This window comes from Rhizobium phaseoli, assembly GCF_003985125.1.
GTDB classification, from domain to species: domain Bacteria; phylum Pseudomonadota; class Alphaproteobacteria; order Rhizobiales; family Rhizobiaceae; genus Rhizobium; species Rhizobium phaseoli.
Map to the genome: position 1 here is coordinate 408,551 of NZ_ML133565.1, position 15,464 is coordinate 424,014.

Genomic DNA, 15,464 nt, shown 5'->3' on the forward strand with positions numbered 1-15,464 from the left:
ATAGGATTTCAGCATGAACACAGCATCTGTCGACAACGGCGCTCTCCTGACGACCATCGATCGCGTGGCGACGGCCTTCAGCCGCCTCAGGGGCATCAAGGAAGGTCTCGTCACCGACGATGCCGCCTCGGGAATCCAGTTCGACGAATGGGACTGGGAAGTCGGCGTCGGCCTTTATGGCTTCCTGCGCCGGGCGATTGCCGCCAACGACCCGAAGGCGCTGCAGGAGCTTGTCGTCTGGTACAGCGGCCAGATAGATCGAGGCCTGCCGCCGCGCCAGATCAACAGCACGGCGCCGATGCTGCCGCTGGCGATCCTCGTCGAGCATGTCGACCGTCCTGACTTTCGCGCCCTCGTCGAGGACTGGGCCGAATGGCTGGTCAAGGAGCTGCCGAAGACCGAGGACGGCGGCTTCCAGCACGTCGTCAAGGAACGTCTCAACGACGGCGAATTGTGGGACGACACGCTGTTCATGGCCTGCCTGTTCCTCGCCCGCGCCGGGGTGCTCTGCAAGCGCAACGACTGGATCGACGAGGCCGTCTATCAGTTCGTCATCCACACCCGCTATCTCTCCGATCCGGTGAGCGGTCTGTGGTATCACGGCTGGACCTTCAACGGCCGGCACAATTTCGCCAATGCCTTCTGGGCGCGCGGCAATGCCTGGATCACGGTCGCCATCCCGGAACTCTTCGATCTCGTGCCGACCCTCGGCGAGAAGGACCGGCGCTTCCTGTCGAACGTTCTCGTCAGCCAGGTGCGTTCGTTGAAGGCATATCAGCGGCCGGACGGCATGTTCACGACGCTGCTGGACGATCCGTCCTCGCCGCTGGAAACCTCGGCCACGGCGGGTATCGCCTACGGTATTTTGCGCGCCATCGATGCCGGCATTCTCGGCGAGAGCGACAAGGTCCATGCCGAGCGTGCGCTGAAGGCCGTGCTTGCTCAGATCGACGAGGAAGGTGTCGTGCATGGCGTTTCGGACGGCACGCCGATGGGTCATGACCTTGATTTCTATCGGCGCATCCCGAACCTGCCGACGCCCTACGGCCAGGCACTGACCATGCTGCTGCTGACCGAAGTCCTTATCGAGAATGGCCGACGCCAATGAGTGCCACCTCCCTCGTCGCGATTGAGGCCTTCGACGGCGACAATACCAGCCGCCTGCAGGCGGCGATCGACGATCTCTCGGCTTCCGGCGGCGGACGCCTGAAGCTCCTGGCGGGCATCCACCTCTGCCGGGGGCTCCAGCTCCGTTCGGGCATCGAGCTGCATCTGGCCGCCGGCGCAATCCTGCGCCCTGTTTCCGACTATGAGGCTTACGCGCATACGACTGTTTCGGTAATCGCCGAGAAGTCGGACCGCGGCATGATCGTCGCCAAGGGCGCACGGCGGATCAGCCTGACGGGACCGGGGCGCATCGAGGCCGGCTGCGAGAGCTTCATCATCGGCGACGACGAGACGGTGGGGACCTTCATCCCGGCGGAATTCCGCCCCCGCGCCGTCGTCTTCGAAAGCTGCGACAAAGTCGAGATCAGCGCCGTCCATATCAGCCGCTCGCCGATGTGGACGCTGCACTTCGTCAACTGCACCGATGTCGCGGTCCGGAACGTCACCATCGAAAACGACCGCCGTCTTCCCAACACGGATGGCATCGTGCTCGATGCCTGCCGGGGCGCCGTCATCGAGGATTGCACGATATCGACGGCCGATGACGGCATATGCCTGAAGACCAGCATCGGCCCGCAGGGTGTCGCCATCGGGCGATGCGAGAATATTCTTATCCGCCGCTGCTCCGTTCAGAGCCTCAGCTGCGCGCTGAAAATCGGTACTGAAACGCATGGCGACGTCACCAACGTCGTCTTTGAGGATTGCAGCGTCTCATCCTCCAACCGGGCGCTCGGCATATTTTCGCGTGACGGCGGCCGGATCTCGAACGTGAGGTTTTCCAGGATTGCGGTAGAGTGCCGCGAAACGCTCGATGGCTTCTGGGGCTCGGGGGAGGCGCTGACCGTCAACCTCGTCGACCGTGTCACTGAGCGCCCGGCAGGTGCGATCGAAAACCTCATTGTCGAGGACATTACCGGGCGCATGGAGGGGGCGATCACCATCATCTCGACTGCGTCCGCTGGCATCCACAACATATCGCTGGCACGCATCGGCATAGACCAGTGGCCCGGCGAACTCGGCACCGCTCAGTCCTACGACCTGCGCCCGACCAATGCCGATCTCGCGCCGAAGGCCGAGGGCGGCGGCCGCGCCAATGCCTGGACGCGCGGGGCGGACGGCCGGGTGATCGGCCTGCAGGACTATCCAGGCGGAATGCCCGGCATGTATGTGGCTGATGTCACCGGGATCTTGATGAACGAGGTGCGGATCACAAGACCGACACCGCTGCCGCAAGGCTGGAACGCAAACGACGTCGTCTTCGAGACGGCGGCACCCGATGGGAGTAGGGCATGGCAGAACTGAGACTTTCCACCGTCAACAAGTCGTATGGCTCCGTTAAGGTGCTGCATGACGTCGAACTCGATATCAAGGACGGCGAGTTCGTCGTCTTCGTCGGCCCGTCGGGCTGCGGCAAGTCGACCCTGTTGCGCGTCATTGCCGGCCTCGAAGAGGTCACCTCGGGCGGAATTGCGATCCGCGGCCGGGATGTCAGCGCGCTCTCGCCGGCCGAGCGCAAGATCGCCATGGTTTTCCAGTCCTATGCGCTTTATCCGCATATGAGCGTGCGCAAGAATCTTGCTTTCGGCCTGGAGAACCTCAAGTTCAAGCGCGCCGAAATCGACGCTCGCATTGCCGAAGCGGCCAGAATGCTGGCGATCGAACCTTATCTCGACCGACGGCCGAAGCAGCTCTCCGGCGGCCAGCGCCAGCGCGTGGCGATCGGCCGGGCGATCGTGCGCGAACCGGATATTTTCCTCTTCGACGAGCCGCTTTCCAATCTCGATGCGGCGCTGCGCGTCCAGACCCGCGCCGAGATCACCAAACTCCACCGCGAGATCAAGACGACCATGATCTATGTGACCCACGATCAGGTCGAAGCGATGACCATGGCCGACAAGATCGTCGTGCTGCGCGCAGGCCGCGTCGAGCAGGTCGGTGCGCCGCTCGAACTCTTCGATCATCCGCGCAATCTATTCGTCGCCGGCTTCCTCGGCTCGCCGCGCATGAACATCGTCAAGGGCAAGGTCTCGAGCCTCGGCGAGGGCGGCATCGCCATCGATGTCGTCGGCGGCGGCAGGATCGTCAGCGATGTCGACCCGACGGGCATCACGGTCGGGCAGGATGTGCTTGCCGGCATAAGGCCCGCGCATTTTTCCCGCTCCAGTGAAAAGGGCCTGCCGTTCATCGTTCAGTATCACGAGGGACTCGGTACGGAGACCTATGTCTACGGCAATCTTGCCGGGCAGGAGGAGCAGATCATCATCCATGAAGCCGGCCATTTCGCACCTGTTCAGGGCGACCGGATCATGATCGACGCCGATCCGGCACGCGTTCACCTGTTCGATCCCGAAAGCGGCCTGGCTTTTGCCCGCCGATCGGGTCAGGGGAGGCGCTGACCATGGCTGCTGCTGCATTGCTCTCCCAGGCGGGCGACACGGCAATGAAGGTGGTCGAGGCTCCGATGAATGCGGTCGAGCGCCTCTTCGGCCGCAAGCGCATGCCCTGGCTGTTCCTGGCGCCGAACCTTGTTCTGTTCGCCATCTTTACCTTTCTTCCGATCGCGATCGCGGTCGGTTACGCCTTCACCGGCGGCACCAATCTTTTCGTCTCGGAACGGCCCTTCGTCGGCTTCGACAATTTCCGCGCCCTGCTTTCCTGCGGCAACTATCTGCAGCCGGGAACCTGCCAGGAATCGCTGTTCTGGACGGCGGTGTGGAACACGCTGTGGTTCGTCGCACTGAACGTCACCGCCACATTGCTGGTGGCGCTGATCACGGCGCTGATCCTCAACCGGGCGATCTTCGCGCGCGGTTTCTTCCGGGCGATGTTCTTTTATCCCGTTCTGCTGTCGCCCGTTGTCATCGGCCTGATCTGGAAATGGTTCCTCGATCGCAACGGGCTGTTGAACGCCTTCTTCCAGATGCTCGGCGTGCCTCCTGAAATTTTCCTGCTGGATGTCGGCTGGTCGCGCTTCTTCGTCGTCGTGGTCTCGGTCTGGTTTCACATGGGTTTCTACACCCTCATCCTGCTTGCCGGCCTCCAGGCGATCCCGAAGGAACTTTACGAGGCCGCCGCCATCGACGCCGCGTCGCCGCGCCGCACGCTTTTCAGGATCACGCTGCCGCTGCTTGCGCCGAACCTACTCGTCGTATTCATCCTTCTGATGATCAAGTCCGTGCAGATCTTTGACGAGGCTTGGGTTTTGACGAATGGCGGCGGTCCGGGCACGGCCAATAGCTTCATCGTCCAATATATCTACCAGATGGCCTTCAGTAGCGATCTTCGCCTCTTCGGCCTCGCCTCGGCCGCCTCGGTTCTGATGGGGCTGGTGCTTCTGGTTCTCACCCTCATACAGCTGCGCCTCGGCAAGCGAATGGAGTCCTGAGATGAAAAGCTCTATGAACCCGATCCGCTTCATGACGCGCACGCGCCGGGCCGGACGCATCGATATAACAGACATCCTGTCCTGGGTCTGGCTGATCGGCGGCACGCTCGCCGTCCTCGTTCCCGTCCTCTGGGCCGGCCTCTCGTCGCTGAAGCCGGCGGCCGAAATCACCCGCTTTCCGCCGACGCTGCTGCCGCGCGCCGCGGTGGAGCAGACCGTGCCCGGCTTCGACAAGCCGCTCAGCCTCTGGCAAGTCACGATCGACGGCCAGGCGCGGGAAATGGCGATGGTCCGGCGTATCGGCCTCAAGGCCCAGATGGTCGATCCCGCCAATCCGGGACAGCCGGTCAGCGTCGACGTGAAGGGGATCACCCCGGTCCAGCACCTGACCGTCGCCACCGAAAATTACACCGATCCGCTGACACGCTTCAGCTTCCTGACCTTCCTCAAAAATTCGGTGTTCGTCACCGTCGTCGCGACGCTTCTGACGCTGATCGTCAACGCGATGGCGGCCTTTGCGCTGTCGAAATATAAATTTCGCGGCGACACGACGGTGTTCGTCATCATCATTTCCACCCTGATGATCCCGCTCGCCGTCGTCATGGTGCCGGCCTATCTCGTCATCGTCGGGGTCGGACTTGCCGACAATCTCTGGGGCGTCATCCTGCCGACCATCGCCTCTCCAACCGCCGTCTTCCTGCTGCGGCAATATATGCTGACCATACCCGACGAACTGATCGAGGCGGCGCGCGTCGATGCGGCGAGCGAATTCTGCATCTTCTGGCGCATCATCCTGCCGCTGACGGCGCCGGCTCTGGCGGTTCTCGCGATCTTCTCTGTGCTCTGGCGCTGGAACGATTTCCTCTGGCCGCTGATCGTCCTCAACAGTCGCGAGAATTTCACCCTGCAGGTCGGCCTGAACGCCTTCCAGGGCGAGTTCTCGGTGCAGTGGCACTATATCCTGGCGATGACCTTCCTCAGCCTGCTGCCCGTCACCGTCGTCTTCCTGTTCCTGCAGAAATACATCACCACGGGCATTGCCGGTACCGGAATGAAGTGAGCGAGTCCAGGCGCAGACGCAATCGGGGTCGAGATGCGGAGACCTGCCGATTTGGACAGGAGCGGTTCAGGCTTGATCGCCGGACCGCTTCGATCTCGTGTGAGGCAATGCCCGCAACCAGCACACGCTGGTGGGCGAATATCACAAAACGGTTTCGAAGAGCGGGATCAAGGCCGCGCCGATCGCGCCGGGGGCATCGATGATCTCTGCCAGCGCAAGCTTCGGAACGTCGCGCAACGCGCCGTGCCGCGGCAGGTTGTTGAATTCGGTCCGTTCAATCAGCATTCTTGCAAGCGAATGCGGAAGCTCGCCACCCAGCACGATCAATGCCGGGTCGAAGATCGCGCAGATCGCATTGACAGCGCGGTTGTGGGCCGGCGTGACGCGGTCGACCCATTCCTCGACGCCGTCCCAATCCACCAGTTTCTCGTTCTTCAGATCCCGCAATGTCAGGCCCGAGCGTCCCTTGGAGCGAAGATGCTCGAGCAGTTGGTTGAGCGCGGGGCGATCGTCGTAATCCTGACGCCCGAAGAGAACGGAGAATTCGCCGGCGTTGCCGAAACTGCCGCGAAACGGCATGCCGCCGGAAACGAGACCGCCGCCGTAGCCATGAAGGTGGGCGATATAGGCGAAATCCGTGGCATCACGACCGACGCCGAAAATGGCTTCCGCCAGAGCCGCAGTCCTGGCGACATTGTCGGCCCAGACCGGCAGACCAAGTTTATTGCCCAGCAAGGGCGCCAGGTCGATCAGCGACCAATGGGCGAGCGGCAAGGGACAGTTGAAGGCGGTCTCCAGCATTCGGTGGCCAGCGACCGCCAGGCCGACGCCGAGGACGTCACGCCGCTTGGCGTCGCGACGGGCAAGAATGTCTTCGACGGCTGCTTCGATCCGGTCCATCTCCTCCGATAGCGAAGACCCCGTCTGCGCGATTTCCATGTTTTCCAGAGGTTCGCCGAAGCCCATGAGACAAAGTCCGATCGAACCGACATTGACGGAGATTCCGAGCGTGAGACACCACTCCTTCCGGAGTGTCAGCTCAGGACTGGGCGGTCCCGCCCGCCGGTTTTCCGACTGCGAAAAGACGAGCATTCCTCGATCGTGCAGTCGTCCGACGATCCTGTGCAACGATTGCTGCGTCAGATCGAGCGGCTCGGTCAGGTCGGAGCGCTCGATGCCGGGAGACTTCCAGATCAACCGCAGGAGGTCCCGTTCGTTGCGGGTGGCTACCCGCGGCGGCTGTATATCGCGCAGAAAATGGGCGGCTACATGGTCCAGGGCAACGTACTTCATTTTCCGATCATATTGATTTACACTGTAGGTGTGAAGCAGGTGAAGGGGACGCTTGGCTTCTGCGGGGCAAGGAGGTCATCCGTGGTTCTCGGCCCTGCTTACCGCATCGAGATTGGTCATACCAGTCGCGATGGCGCGTCATTTCTCAAGGGAGTTGCATGGATTCGATGAGACCTGAGAATATGGCCCACTTTCCGGAGCATGGGCGTTACGGTTTTGTGCCGACGCATGAAGGCGCCAGCTTCGAATCGATGGTGCAGGCCTTTTCGGCAGGCTATGGGGTCTTCGGCGCGCAGCCGCTGAAAAACGAACGGAAGTTTGCCTGGGCCGCGGACCTGAGAAGGACCGAGGCGCTCACAACACTTCATTCGGTGTATGAGAGCCCCTGGACCATCCGAACGCTTGACGAGAGCCCGCAACATCTGACCTTTTTCATGCCGCACACCGGATCCTTTCGTCTATCGATCGGCAGGAGAACGGTTGAAAGCGGCACCGGTCACCTTCTTATGGCCAACAACCACGAGGCCGGCGATCGCGTGATCCAGGGTGTTCCGCATCGCTCGGATGCTCTCTTCCTGGACTGGAAGGTCGTGAAACAGGCGCTTGCTTCGCTGGTGGAGACGCCATTCTCCGAGTCGCTCGACCTCGAGCCCATTCTGGATCTCACGACACAGGCCGGCCAACTCATCGGCAATCTGGTCCAAACGATTGTACAGGGCATGCGCGCCGGCGGTCCGCTGCTGTGTTCACCCCTTGCGGCGGCGGCGATGAGCGAAACGCTCGCTCACCTCGTGATCCGATTCGGACGCCACCGTCTTTCCGATCGTCTCGAAAGGAAGAAAGTGTCGCTGATCGCGCCTTGGCATGTCCGACGGGCCATCGAGTACATGCATGCCAATATTGCGGAACCTCTTACGATGACGATGGTCGCCGACGACGTCGGCGTTTCCCTTCGCGCGCTGCAAACGGGTTTCAAGGCCTTCCGAGGGACGTCGCCGGCAGGTTACCTCCGTACGATCCGGCTGCAGGCGGCCCGCGAGCAGCTGCGGGATCCGACGAACCAACGATCCGTCCGCGAAATCTGCGCGATATGGGGGTTTGCTCACGCGGGGAGATTTTCCATCATCTATCGCAGCACTTTTGGCGAAAGCCCGCGGGATACGCGGCTACGGGCGGAGCGCTTGCGCTGATTGCTGGAACAGGATGATTTTAGGCCCGGTTGGCCTAAAATCATCCTGTTCCGAATTAAAGAGTTAGCGCATGATGTCATCCGAACCGCTCACACTTTTCGGCATCATGTTCTAGCGCGGAGGCGCAATGCTGCCGCGCAGGACGAGGTGGCAGCCCAGTTCCAGGCGATGGGCCGGACGCTGGGGATCGTTGGCGATCAGCCGCTGTTCGATGAGTGCGAGTGCCGCCGCGCCGAGCCTGTCGGTGGGGACGCTGACCGTCGAAAGCGGCGGGCGGCTGAACTCGCCGGGCACGATGTCGTCGAAGCCGAGGACGGAAACTGCTTCGGGCACACGTATGTCGCGATCGGCCAATGCCTTCAGGCAGCCGAGCGCCAGATTGTCGGCCGCGCAGAAGACGGCAGTGGCGCCTTGCATCGTCGGATCGCGGTCGAGCAGCGCGTTGATGGCTGCCTCGCCATGCCTGGGCTCATAACCCTCGGCCTCGACGATCATCTCCTCCGGGACCGGTAGCTGTGCGGCGAGATAGGCATCGGAGAAGCCGTCGTACCGGCGCTGGATGGTCGTGCGCCCCTTCCAGGTCAGGTGCAGGATACGGCGATGCCCGAGCGCCAGCAGGTGCTCGATGCCGAGCCGCGCGCCGAAGCGGTTTTCGGGGGTCACCGTATCGACCAGCATGGTCGGGTCCTCGCCGTTGACGATGACCACGGGCATATCGGTGGAGGCGAGGCTGCGGATGAGTTCCGGCTGATCGTCGTTCAGGACCACGATCCCGTCAGCGCGCTCCGCTAGCGCGATCTGCCTGACCTGTGCGCCATCGATGCGCCGGCCGGTGCTGACGAAAGGCACGATCCTGATGCCGCGGCGCTCGCATTCCCTCCTGATACCGTTGAGGATCGTCCAGCTGACCAGGTTGAGGTCGCTCTCCGGCGCAGCGTCGTCGGGAATAGCGAGAAGCAGAACATGCAGGGTGGCGATCGTCGCCTTCTTTCTCCGGCGGTCGAGGTAACCGAGGCGTTTTGCCGAATCCAGAACCCTTTCGCGCACCTCGACCGTCAGCGGCGCGGTTCCGTTCAAGGCGTGCGAGGCCGTGCTCAGCGACACGTCGGCATCGCGCGCGACATCTTTGAGATTGACTTTGCGTTCCACTTTTTCCGTCACGAGTTCAGGTGGCGCCTTTGAAGGCAGAGCTAACTCGATGTTTTTACATAAAGACTTCAGAAAAGCTACCTGCGTTGCAGCATATTTCTCCGCTTTCGGCGAAAGCTGGCTGCGGTGCCGCAAACGAACAATGACAAGTGCAGGCGCCGGGAGACTATTGCTGATCAGTGAGGCTTGGCGAGCAGACCGTTGAATAGCAAGTCGAAATAGGTCCGCAGGAAGGCCTCTTTGTTGGGAGTGGGCACGCGGCGGTCGTCGAAGATCAGCCGCAGAACCGTCGTCGTCAGGATGGGAGCGACCACGATGTCGGAGAATTCCACCGGAACTGGGCGAAACTCGCCCGACGCCACGCCTTCCAGGATGAGGGCGTCGATCTTGGCGATAATCGGCTCGATGAATTGATCGTGGTGGCGGTCAATGAGGTCGGGAAACCGGTGTCCTTCCCCAATGACGAGCCGCGTCAGCTCGCGGGTCGTGCGATCCTCGGCGATTTGTTCATAGAGCAGGCCGAGAATGGAAGTCAGCCGGTCGGTGGCGCTGCCACTGAGCCCGTCGGTAATCGCCAGCAGCTCCTGAAATGGCACGGAAAAATGGTTGATCATCGCTTCGAAGAGCTTTTCCTTCGTCTCGAAGTAAACGTAGACGGTGCCTTTGGTGACGTTAACCCTGTCGGCGATGTCTTCCACGCGCGTGCCCGCAAAACCGCTTCTGACGAATTCTTCGAAAGCCGCATCCAGAATCTGGATGGGTCGCAACGCTTTCTGTTCCGCGCGTGTGAGCTTCTTCGGAGATGCCATTTTTTCCTCGCCTCCCTTGTCGTGCACACCCTCTTCCCTGCGGCACAAAGTTTCATTGACTAATGCGTCAGTCAATTATATAGGGGCTGCCGTTGAGAGCAAGAGGTCAATTATGAGAACCATCCTGATCGCCACAGCGATCGCATGCGCCATCGGTCTCGGATCCTGCAGCGATGAGAGCAGGCCGGCTGAGCCGACCCCGCGGCAGGTCGGTGTCGTTGTCGCCAAGCCTGAGCCGCTGGTTCAGGGGGGCGCGATCACGGGAGAGGTGCGGGCGCGTGTCCAAAGCGATCTGTCGTTCCGCGTCAGCGGCAAGATCATCGAACGGCTCGTCGAGGTCGGTCAGACCGTGAAATCCGGGCAGCTCCTCGCACGCATCGATCCGGAAGAGCAGAAGGCCGACCTGGATGTGGCGGCGGCCAATCTTCAGTCGGCCGAGGCGCAGCAGACTCAGGCGCAGCTTGCATTCGACCGCCAGCAGAGCCTGTTTCGGACGCAGGTGACGACCCGCGCCGCGCTCGATCAGGCGCAGGAGGCGCTTCTGACGGCGCAGGCATCGACCAAGTCGGCGCAGGCACTCTTCGAAACCGCTCAGGACACCTTGTCCTACACTGAGCTGAAAGCGGATGCCGATGGGGTGATCACCGCCCGTAACGCCGAGGTCGGGCAGGTGGCGCAGGCCGCTCAGGTCGTCTTCACGCTTGCCCATGATGGCGATCGCGATGCCGTCTTCGAGGTCGTGGAAAGCGCATTCCTGCGTCCGATTGACGGCGACGGGACCGTAACTCTGTTGTCGGATCCGACGCAGAAGATCACGGCGAAGGTTCGCGAGATTTCGCCGACAATCGATTCCGCCACCGGCACCATCAAGGTCAAGGTGGCGATCTCGAGCGATGCTCCCGTTCCGCTGGGCGCTCCCGTCGTTGGACGGTTCAATTACCTGGCACAGGACGTCATCCAGCTGCCCTGGTCGGCAATGACCTCGAAGGACGGCAAGCCGGCCGTCTGGATCGTCGATCCGACATCCTCCGTGGTTTCGGCCAGAACGGTCGACGTTGCCGGCTACGAAACCGGCAGCTTCGTCGTGAAGTCGGGCGTGTCGGCAGGAGAGGTCGTGGTGACCGACGGCACCAAGTTCCTCAGGCCCCGTGAGATCGTGTCTTACGTCAAGGAAGCTTCCAAGTGAGTATTCGTCTGAAGATTGTCGCACTTATGCTGGGCACGGCCCTGGTCTCCTCCTGCGCGCCGAAAGAAGAGAGTAAGGACGAAACGCCTCGGCCGGTGCTGTCGACGACGGTCAGGCAGACGCCGGCCACGGCCCTCAGCCTGACGGGCACCATCGAACCGGCGACCGAAACCGAACTCGGCTTTCGGATTCTCGGGCGAATGATTGCCCGCAATGTCAATGTCGGCGATATCGTCAAGAAAGGTGACGTCGTCGCCGCCATCGATCCGGTGGCGCTGGAGCTTGCTGTCCGCAGCGCCCAGTCCGATGTGGAAAACAGCGATGCCCAGCTTAGAAACGCGGTGACCACGGAGCAGCGCCAGCGCGCGCTGGTGGAATCGCGCTCGGGCACGGAAGCCTCGCTCGAAGAGGCCGAGCAGGCGAGACGGACGGCAGCGGCAGCCGTCGCCAAGGCACAGGCTAATCTCGACAAGGCCAAGGAGCAGCTGGGCTATGCGCAGCTTCGGGCGGAATTCGATGGTGTTGTAACGGCGACTTCGGCCGAGGTCGGGCAGGTCGTGTCGGCCGGCCAGACGGTCGTGACCATTGCCCGGCCGGACAAACGCGACGCCGTCGTCGACGTGCCCCAGGCAGCCGCTCAGAAACTGAAGCTCGGTGCGCCCTTCGAAGTGACACTGCAACTCGATCCGACGATCCGCACCTCAGGAACCGTCCGTGAGATCGCGCCGGAGGCGGAGACGGCCACCCGCACGAGCAGGACGAAGATCGCGCTCACCGATCCGCCTGAAGCGTTCCGGCTCGGCTCGGTCATCACCGCCTCCGCCACGATTGCCGCGGAGCCGGAGATCGTGCTGCCTTCCTCGGCCATCCTTTCCGGCAGCGACGACCAGAGCGTCTGGATTGTCGACGTGCCCGGCAAGAAGGTGTCGCTGCGCCGCGTCAAGATCGCGGGCGATGTCGTCGACGGCGGCACTGTCCGCGTCACCGAAGGGCTCGCACCCGGGGAACGGGTGGTCGTGGCCGGCGTGCATAAACTTGAAGATGGCCAGGCCATCAGGATCGACCAGGAGATCAACCAGTGAAGTCCTTCAATCTTTCCGACTGGGCGCTCGAACACCGTTCGCTCGTCTGGTACTTCATGATCGTCTTCATTCTTGCAGGCGCCTTCTCCTACCTGAACCTCGGCCGCGAGGAAGACCCGAACTTCACGATCAAGACCATGGTGATCACCGCACAGTGGCCCGGCGCCTCCGCCGAAGAGGTGACGCGGCAGGTGACCGACCGGATCGAGAAGAAGCTGCAGGAACTGGAATCGCTCGACTACACCAAGAGCCAGACCGTTGCCGGCCAGACGACCGTTTTCGTCGAACTGCTGCCGACGACCAAGGCCCGGGATGTCGCGTCCACCTGGCTGCGTATTCGCAACATGATCGCCGACATCAAAGGCGATTTCCCGAGCGGTGTTGTCGGCCCCTTCTTCAACGACCGCTTCGGCGATGTTTTCGGAAACATCTATGCCTTCACCAGCGACGGTTTGACCCAGCGGCAGCTTCGCGATCTTGTCGAAAATGCTCGCTCCGAGGTTCTGAAGGTGCCTGATGTCGGTAAGGTCGACGTGATCGGCGCGCAGGACGAGGCGATCTATCTGGAATTCTCCACCCGCCAGATCGCAGCCCTTGGCATCGACCAGCAGTCGGTCATCCAAACCCTGCAGGCCCAAAATGCCGTGACGCAGTCCGGCTTTGTCGATGCCGGGCCGGAGCGCATCGCGCTCAGGGTGAGCGGACAGTTCACATCCGAAGAAAGCCTGCGGTCGATCAACCTGCGCATCAACGACCGCTTCTTCCCGCTGACCGACGTCGCCACAATCACGCGCGGCTACGTCGATCCGCCGTCGGCTCTGTTCCGCTTCAACGGCCAGCCGGCGATCGGGCTCGCCATCGGCATGAAGCAGGGGGCCAACCTCCTGCAGTTCGGCGAGGCGCTCGATGCCGAGATGAAACAGGTCGTCGCCGATCTTCCTATTGGGGTGGACGTTCACCGCGTTTCCGACCAGCCGGCGGTGGTCGACGAAGCGGTTTCGGGCTTTACACGGGCGCTCTTCGAAGCGATCGTCATCGTGCTCGTCATCAGCTTCATCAGTCTCGGCCTACGCGCCGGCATGGTGGTGGCGATCTCCATCCCCCTGGTGCTCGCCATTACCTTCGTCGTCATGGAATATTCCGGAATCTCGCTGCAGCGCATATCGCTCGGCGCATTGATCATTGCGCTCGGCCTGCTCGTCGACGACGCCATGATTGCCGTCGAGATGATGGTGGCGCGCCTGGAAGCGGGCGACGATCTAAGAAAGGCGGCGACCCACGTCTATACATCGACCGCTTTTCCGATGCTGACGGGAACGCTCGTCACGGTCGCGGGCTTCATCCCGGTTGGTCTCAACAGTAGCGCCGCCGGCGAATTCACCTTCACGCTTTTTGTGGTCATCGCGGTTTCGCTGGTCGTTTCGTGGATCGTCGCAGTGCTCTTCACGCCGCTTCTCGGCGTGACGATCCTGCCGAAAACCATGAAGTCGCATCATGAGAAGAAGGGGCGCTTCGCTGCTGTCTTCTCCTGGCTTCTGAAGCTCGCCATGCGCTGGCGCTGGGCCACCATCGTGCTCACGGTCGGCGTCTTCGCTCTCTCGGTCGGCGGCATTGGGCTGGTGCAGCAGCAATTCTTCCCGAACTCGGACAGGACTGAACTCGTCATCGACTGGAATCTGCCGCACAACAGCTCCATCGCCGAGACCAACCGGCAGATGGCCAAGTTCGAAAAGGAGATGCTGGCCGACAACAAGGATATCGACCATTGGACAACGTATGTCGGTCAGGGCGCGCCGCGCTTCATCCTGTCGTTTGACGTCCAGACGCCTGATGTCACCTTCGGACAGACCATCATCGTCACCAAAGGCCTCGACGTGCGCGACAAGGTGCGTGCGGACCTGCAGAACTATCTGACCAAGACCTTCCCCGGCACCGACGCCTTCGTGAAGCTTCTCGACATCGGCCCGCCCGTGGGCAAGCCGGTCCAGTATCGGATCAGCGGACCCGACATTCAGAATGTGCGCGACATTTCCCAGCAGTTCGCCGGCGTCGTCGGCGCGCATCCGCTGCTGTCGAACATGGTGCTGGACTGGAACGAACCCTCGCGCGTGGTGAAAGTCGATGTACTGCAGGACAAGGCGCGCCAGCTCGGCGTCTCCTCCGAGGACATCGCCACCGCTCTCAACGGTATTGTCGAAGGCTCGACGGCGACGCAGATTCGCGACGACATCTATCTGGTCAATGTCATCGGCCGGGCGAGGGCATCGGAGCGTGACTCGGTCCAGACGCTTGAGAATCTGCAGCTCTCGACCTCCAACGGCAAGGTCGTGCCGCTTTCGGCGGTGGCGAATTTCCGCTACGAGCTCGAGCAGCCGACGATCTGGCGTCGCGACCGGCAGCCGACCATCACGCTCAAGGCGGCCGTCATCGGCTCGACGCAGCCGGCCACGATCGTCGACCAGCTGAAGCCGAAGGTCGAAGAGTTCCAGAAGAACCTCCCCGTGGGATACAAGGTGGAAGTGGGCGGCGCGGTCGAATCAAGCGCCGAAGCCCAGGGACCGATCGCTGCTGTAGCGCCGCTGATGCTGTTTACGATGGCGACGATCCTGATGATCCAGCTGCAGAGCTTCAGCCGCCTGTTTCTGGTCTTCGCGGTCGCGCCGACGGCCCTGATCGGCGTGGTCGCGGCGCTCCTTCTGAGCAACGCACCGATGGGCTTCGTCGCCATCCTCGGCATTTTGGCCCTGATCGGCATCCTGATCCGCAACTCGGTCATCCTGGTCGTGCAGATCGAGCATCTGCGCGCCGAAGGGGTCGCGGCGTGGCAGGCGGTGATCGAGGCGACCGAACATCGCATGCGGCCGATCATGCTGACGGCGGCCGCCGCCACCCTCGCGCTGATCCCAATCTCGCGCGAGATCTTCTGGGGCCCGATGGCTTACGCCATGATGGGCGGCATTGTCATCGGAACCGCGCTCACGCTTCTGTTCCTGCCGGCGCTCTACGTCGCCTGGTTCAGGATCCCGAGGGATGAAACTGTTCGGGCCGACGCCGCGGCGGAAGCATGAAGACGGGCTTCGACGGCCATCCAATGCAGCCGCCGCGCCGGCGGCTGCATATCTCGGTTTCCAACGGAGCGGATC

12 protein-coding genes are annotated in these 15,464 nt (G+C 62.2%); 9 read left to right on the top strand and 3 right to left on the bottom strand.

Translation table 11 applies throughout. The annotated features are described in order from the left end of the window. Positions 1-13: 13 nt before the first annotated feature. From bglB to EFD56_RS01925, 5 genes are read left to right on the top strand one after another with little or no spacing between them, the layout of a single operon-like run. Positions 14-1,108 (top strand): beta-galactosidase BglB, encoded by a 1,095-nt coding sequence (gene bglB / locus EFD56_RS01905; protein ID WP_012489996.1) that lies wholly within the window; start codon positions 14-16, stop codon positions 1,106-1,108. Next, the gene (gene pglB / locus EFD56_RS01910; RefSeq protein ID WP_126904489.1) at positions 1,105-2,469 is read left to right on the top strand and encodes a polygalacturonase PglB; all 1,365 of its coding nucleotides are present in this window, start codon (positions 1,105-1,107) and stop codon (positions 2,467-2,469) included. The genes bglB and pglB overlap by 4 nt, the downstream gene beginning before the upstream one ends. Next, complete coding sequence (locus tag EFD56_RS01915; RefSeq protein WP_097602471.1) at positions 2,457-3,563, top strand: ABC transporter ATP-binding protein; 1,107 nt, start codon at positions 2,457-2,459, stop codon at positions 3,561-3,563. Before pglB ends, EFD56_RS01915 begins: the two co-directional genes overlap by 13 nt. A gap of 2 nt (positions 3,564-3,565) precedes the next feature. Then, entirely contained in the window at positions 3,566-4,552 is a 987-nt protein-coding gene (locus EFD56_RS01920) for a carbohydrate ABC transporter permease (RefSeq protein ID WP_012489993.1), read from the top strand. 13 nt (positions 4,553-4,565) lie between these two features. Further along, complete coding sequence (locus tag EFD56_RS01925; RefSeq protein ID WP_004677423.1) at positions 4,566-5,612, top strand: carbohydrate ABC transporter permease; 1,047 nt, start codon at positions 4,566-4,568, stop codon at positions 5,610-5,612. Between the two features lie 141 nt (positions 5,613-5,753). On the opposite strand, the gene EFD56_RS01930 is transcribed toward EFD56_RS01925, so the two are convergent. Further along, positions 5,754-6,905: an ROK family transcriptional regulator gene (locus EFD56_RS01930; RefSeq protein ID WP_126904490.1), complete on the bottom strand. Its 1,152-nt coding sequence runs from the start codon at positions 6,903-6,905 to the stop codon at positions 5,754-5,756. A 167-nt stretch (positions 6,906-7,072) separates the two neighbouring features. Between EFD56_RS01930 and EFD56_RS01935 the strand changes: the two genes are divergently transcribed. Next, positions 7,073-8,095 carry an AraC family transcriptional regulator gene (locus tag EFD56_RS01935; RefSeq protein ID WP_483475670.1) on the top strand — a complete coding sequence of 341 codons (1,023 nt, stop codon included), beginning with the start codon at positions 7,073-7,075 and terminating at the stop codon, positions 8,093-8,095. Between the two features lie 111 nt (positions 8,096-8,206). Here EFD56_RS01935 and EFD56_RS01940 read toward each other — a convergent pair whose 3' ends face one another. Further along, positions 8,207-9,244 (bottom strand): LacI family DNA-binding transcriptional regulator, encoded by a 1,038-nt coding sequence (locus EFD56_RS01940; RefSeq protein WP_064829581.1) that lies wholly within the window; start codon positions 9,242-9,244, stop codon positions 8,207-8,209. A gap of 176 nt (positions 9,245-9,420) precedes the next feature. Beyond that, positions 9,421-10,053, bottom strand: a complete 633-nt coding sequence (locus EFD56_RS01945; RefSeq protein WP_004677429.1) for a TetR/AcrR family transcriptional regulator — start codon at positions 10,051-10,053, stop codon at positions 9,421-9,423. 112 nt (positions 10,054-10,165) lie between these two features. On the opposite strand from EFD56_RS01945, the gene EFD56_RS01950 reads away from it, so the two are divergent. From EFD56_RS01950 to EFD56_RS01960, 3 genes are read left to right on the top strand one after another with little or no spacing between them, the layout of a single operon-like run. Next, on the top strand, positions 10,166-11,239 hold the full coding sequence (locus tag EFD56_RS01950; RefSeq protein WP_085744669.1) for an efflux RND transporter periplasmic adaptor subunit: 1,074 nt from the start codon (positions 10,166-10,168) through the stop codon (positions 11,237-11,239). Beyond that, entirely contained in the window at positions 11,236-12,321 is a 1,086-nt protein-coding gene (locus EFD56_RS01955) for an efflux RND transporter periplasmic adaptor subunit (protein ID WP_012489986.1), read from the top strand. Before EFD56_RS01950 ends, EFD56_RS01955 begins: the two co-directional genes overlap by 4 nt. Continuing rightward, positions 12,318-15,389 (top strand): efflux RND transporter permease subunit, encoded by a 3,072-nt coding sequence (locus tag EFD56_RS01960; RefSeq protein WP_126904492.1) that lies wholly within the window; start codon positions 12,318-12,320, stop codon positions 15,387-15,389. Before EFD56_RS01955 ends, EFD56_RS01960 begins: the two co-directional genes overlap by 4 nt. Positions 15,390-15,464: the final 75 nt, after the last annotated feature.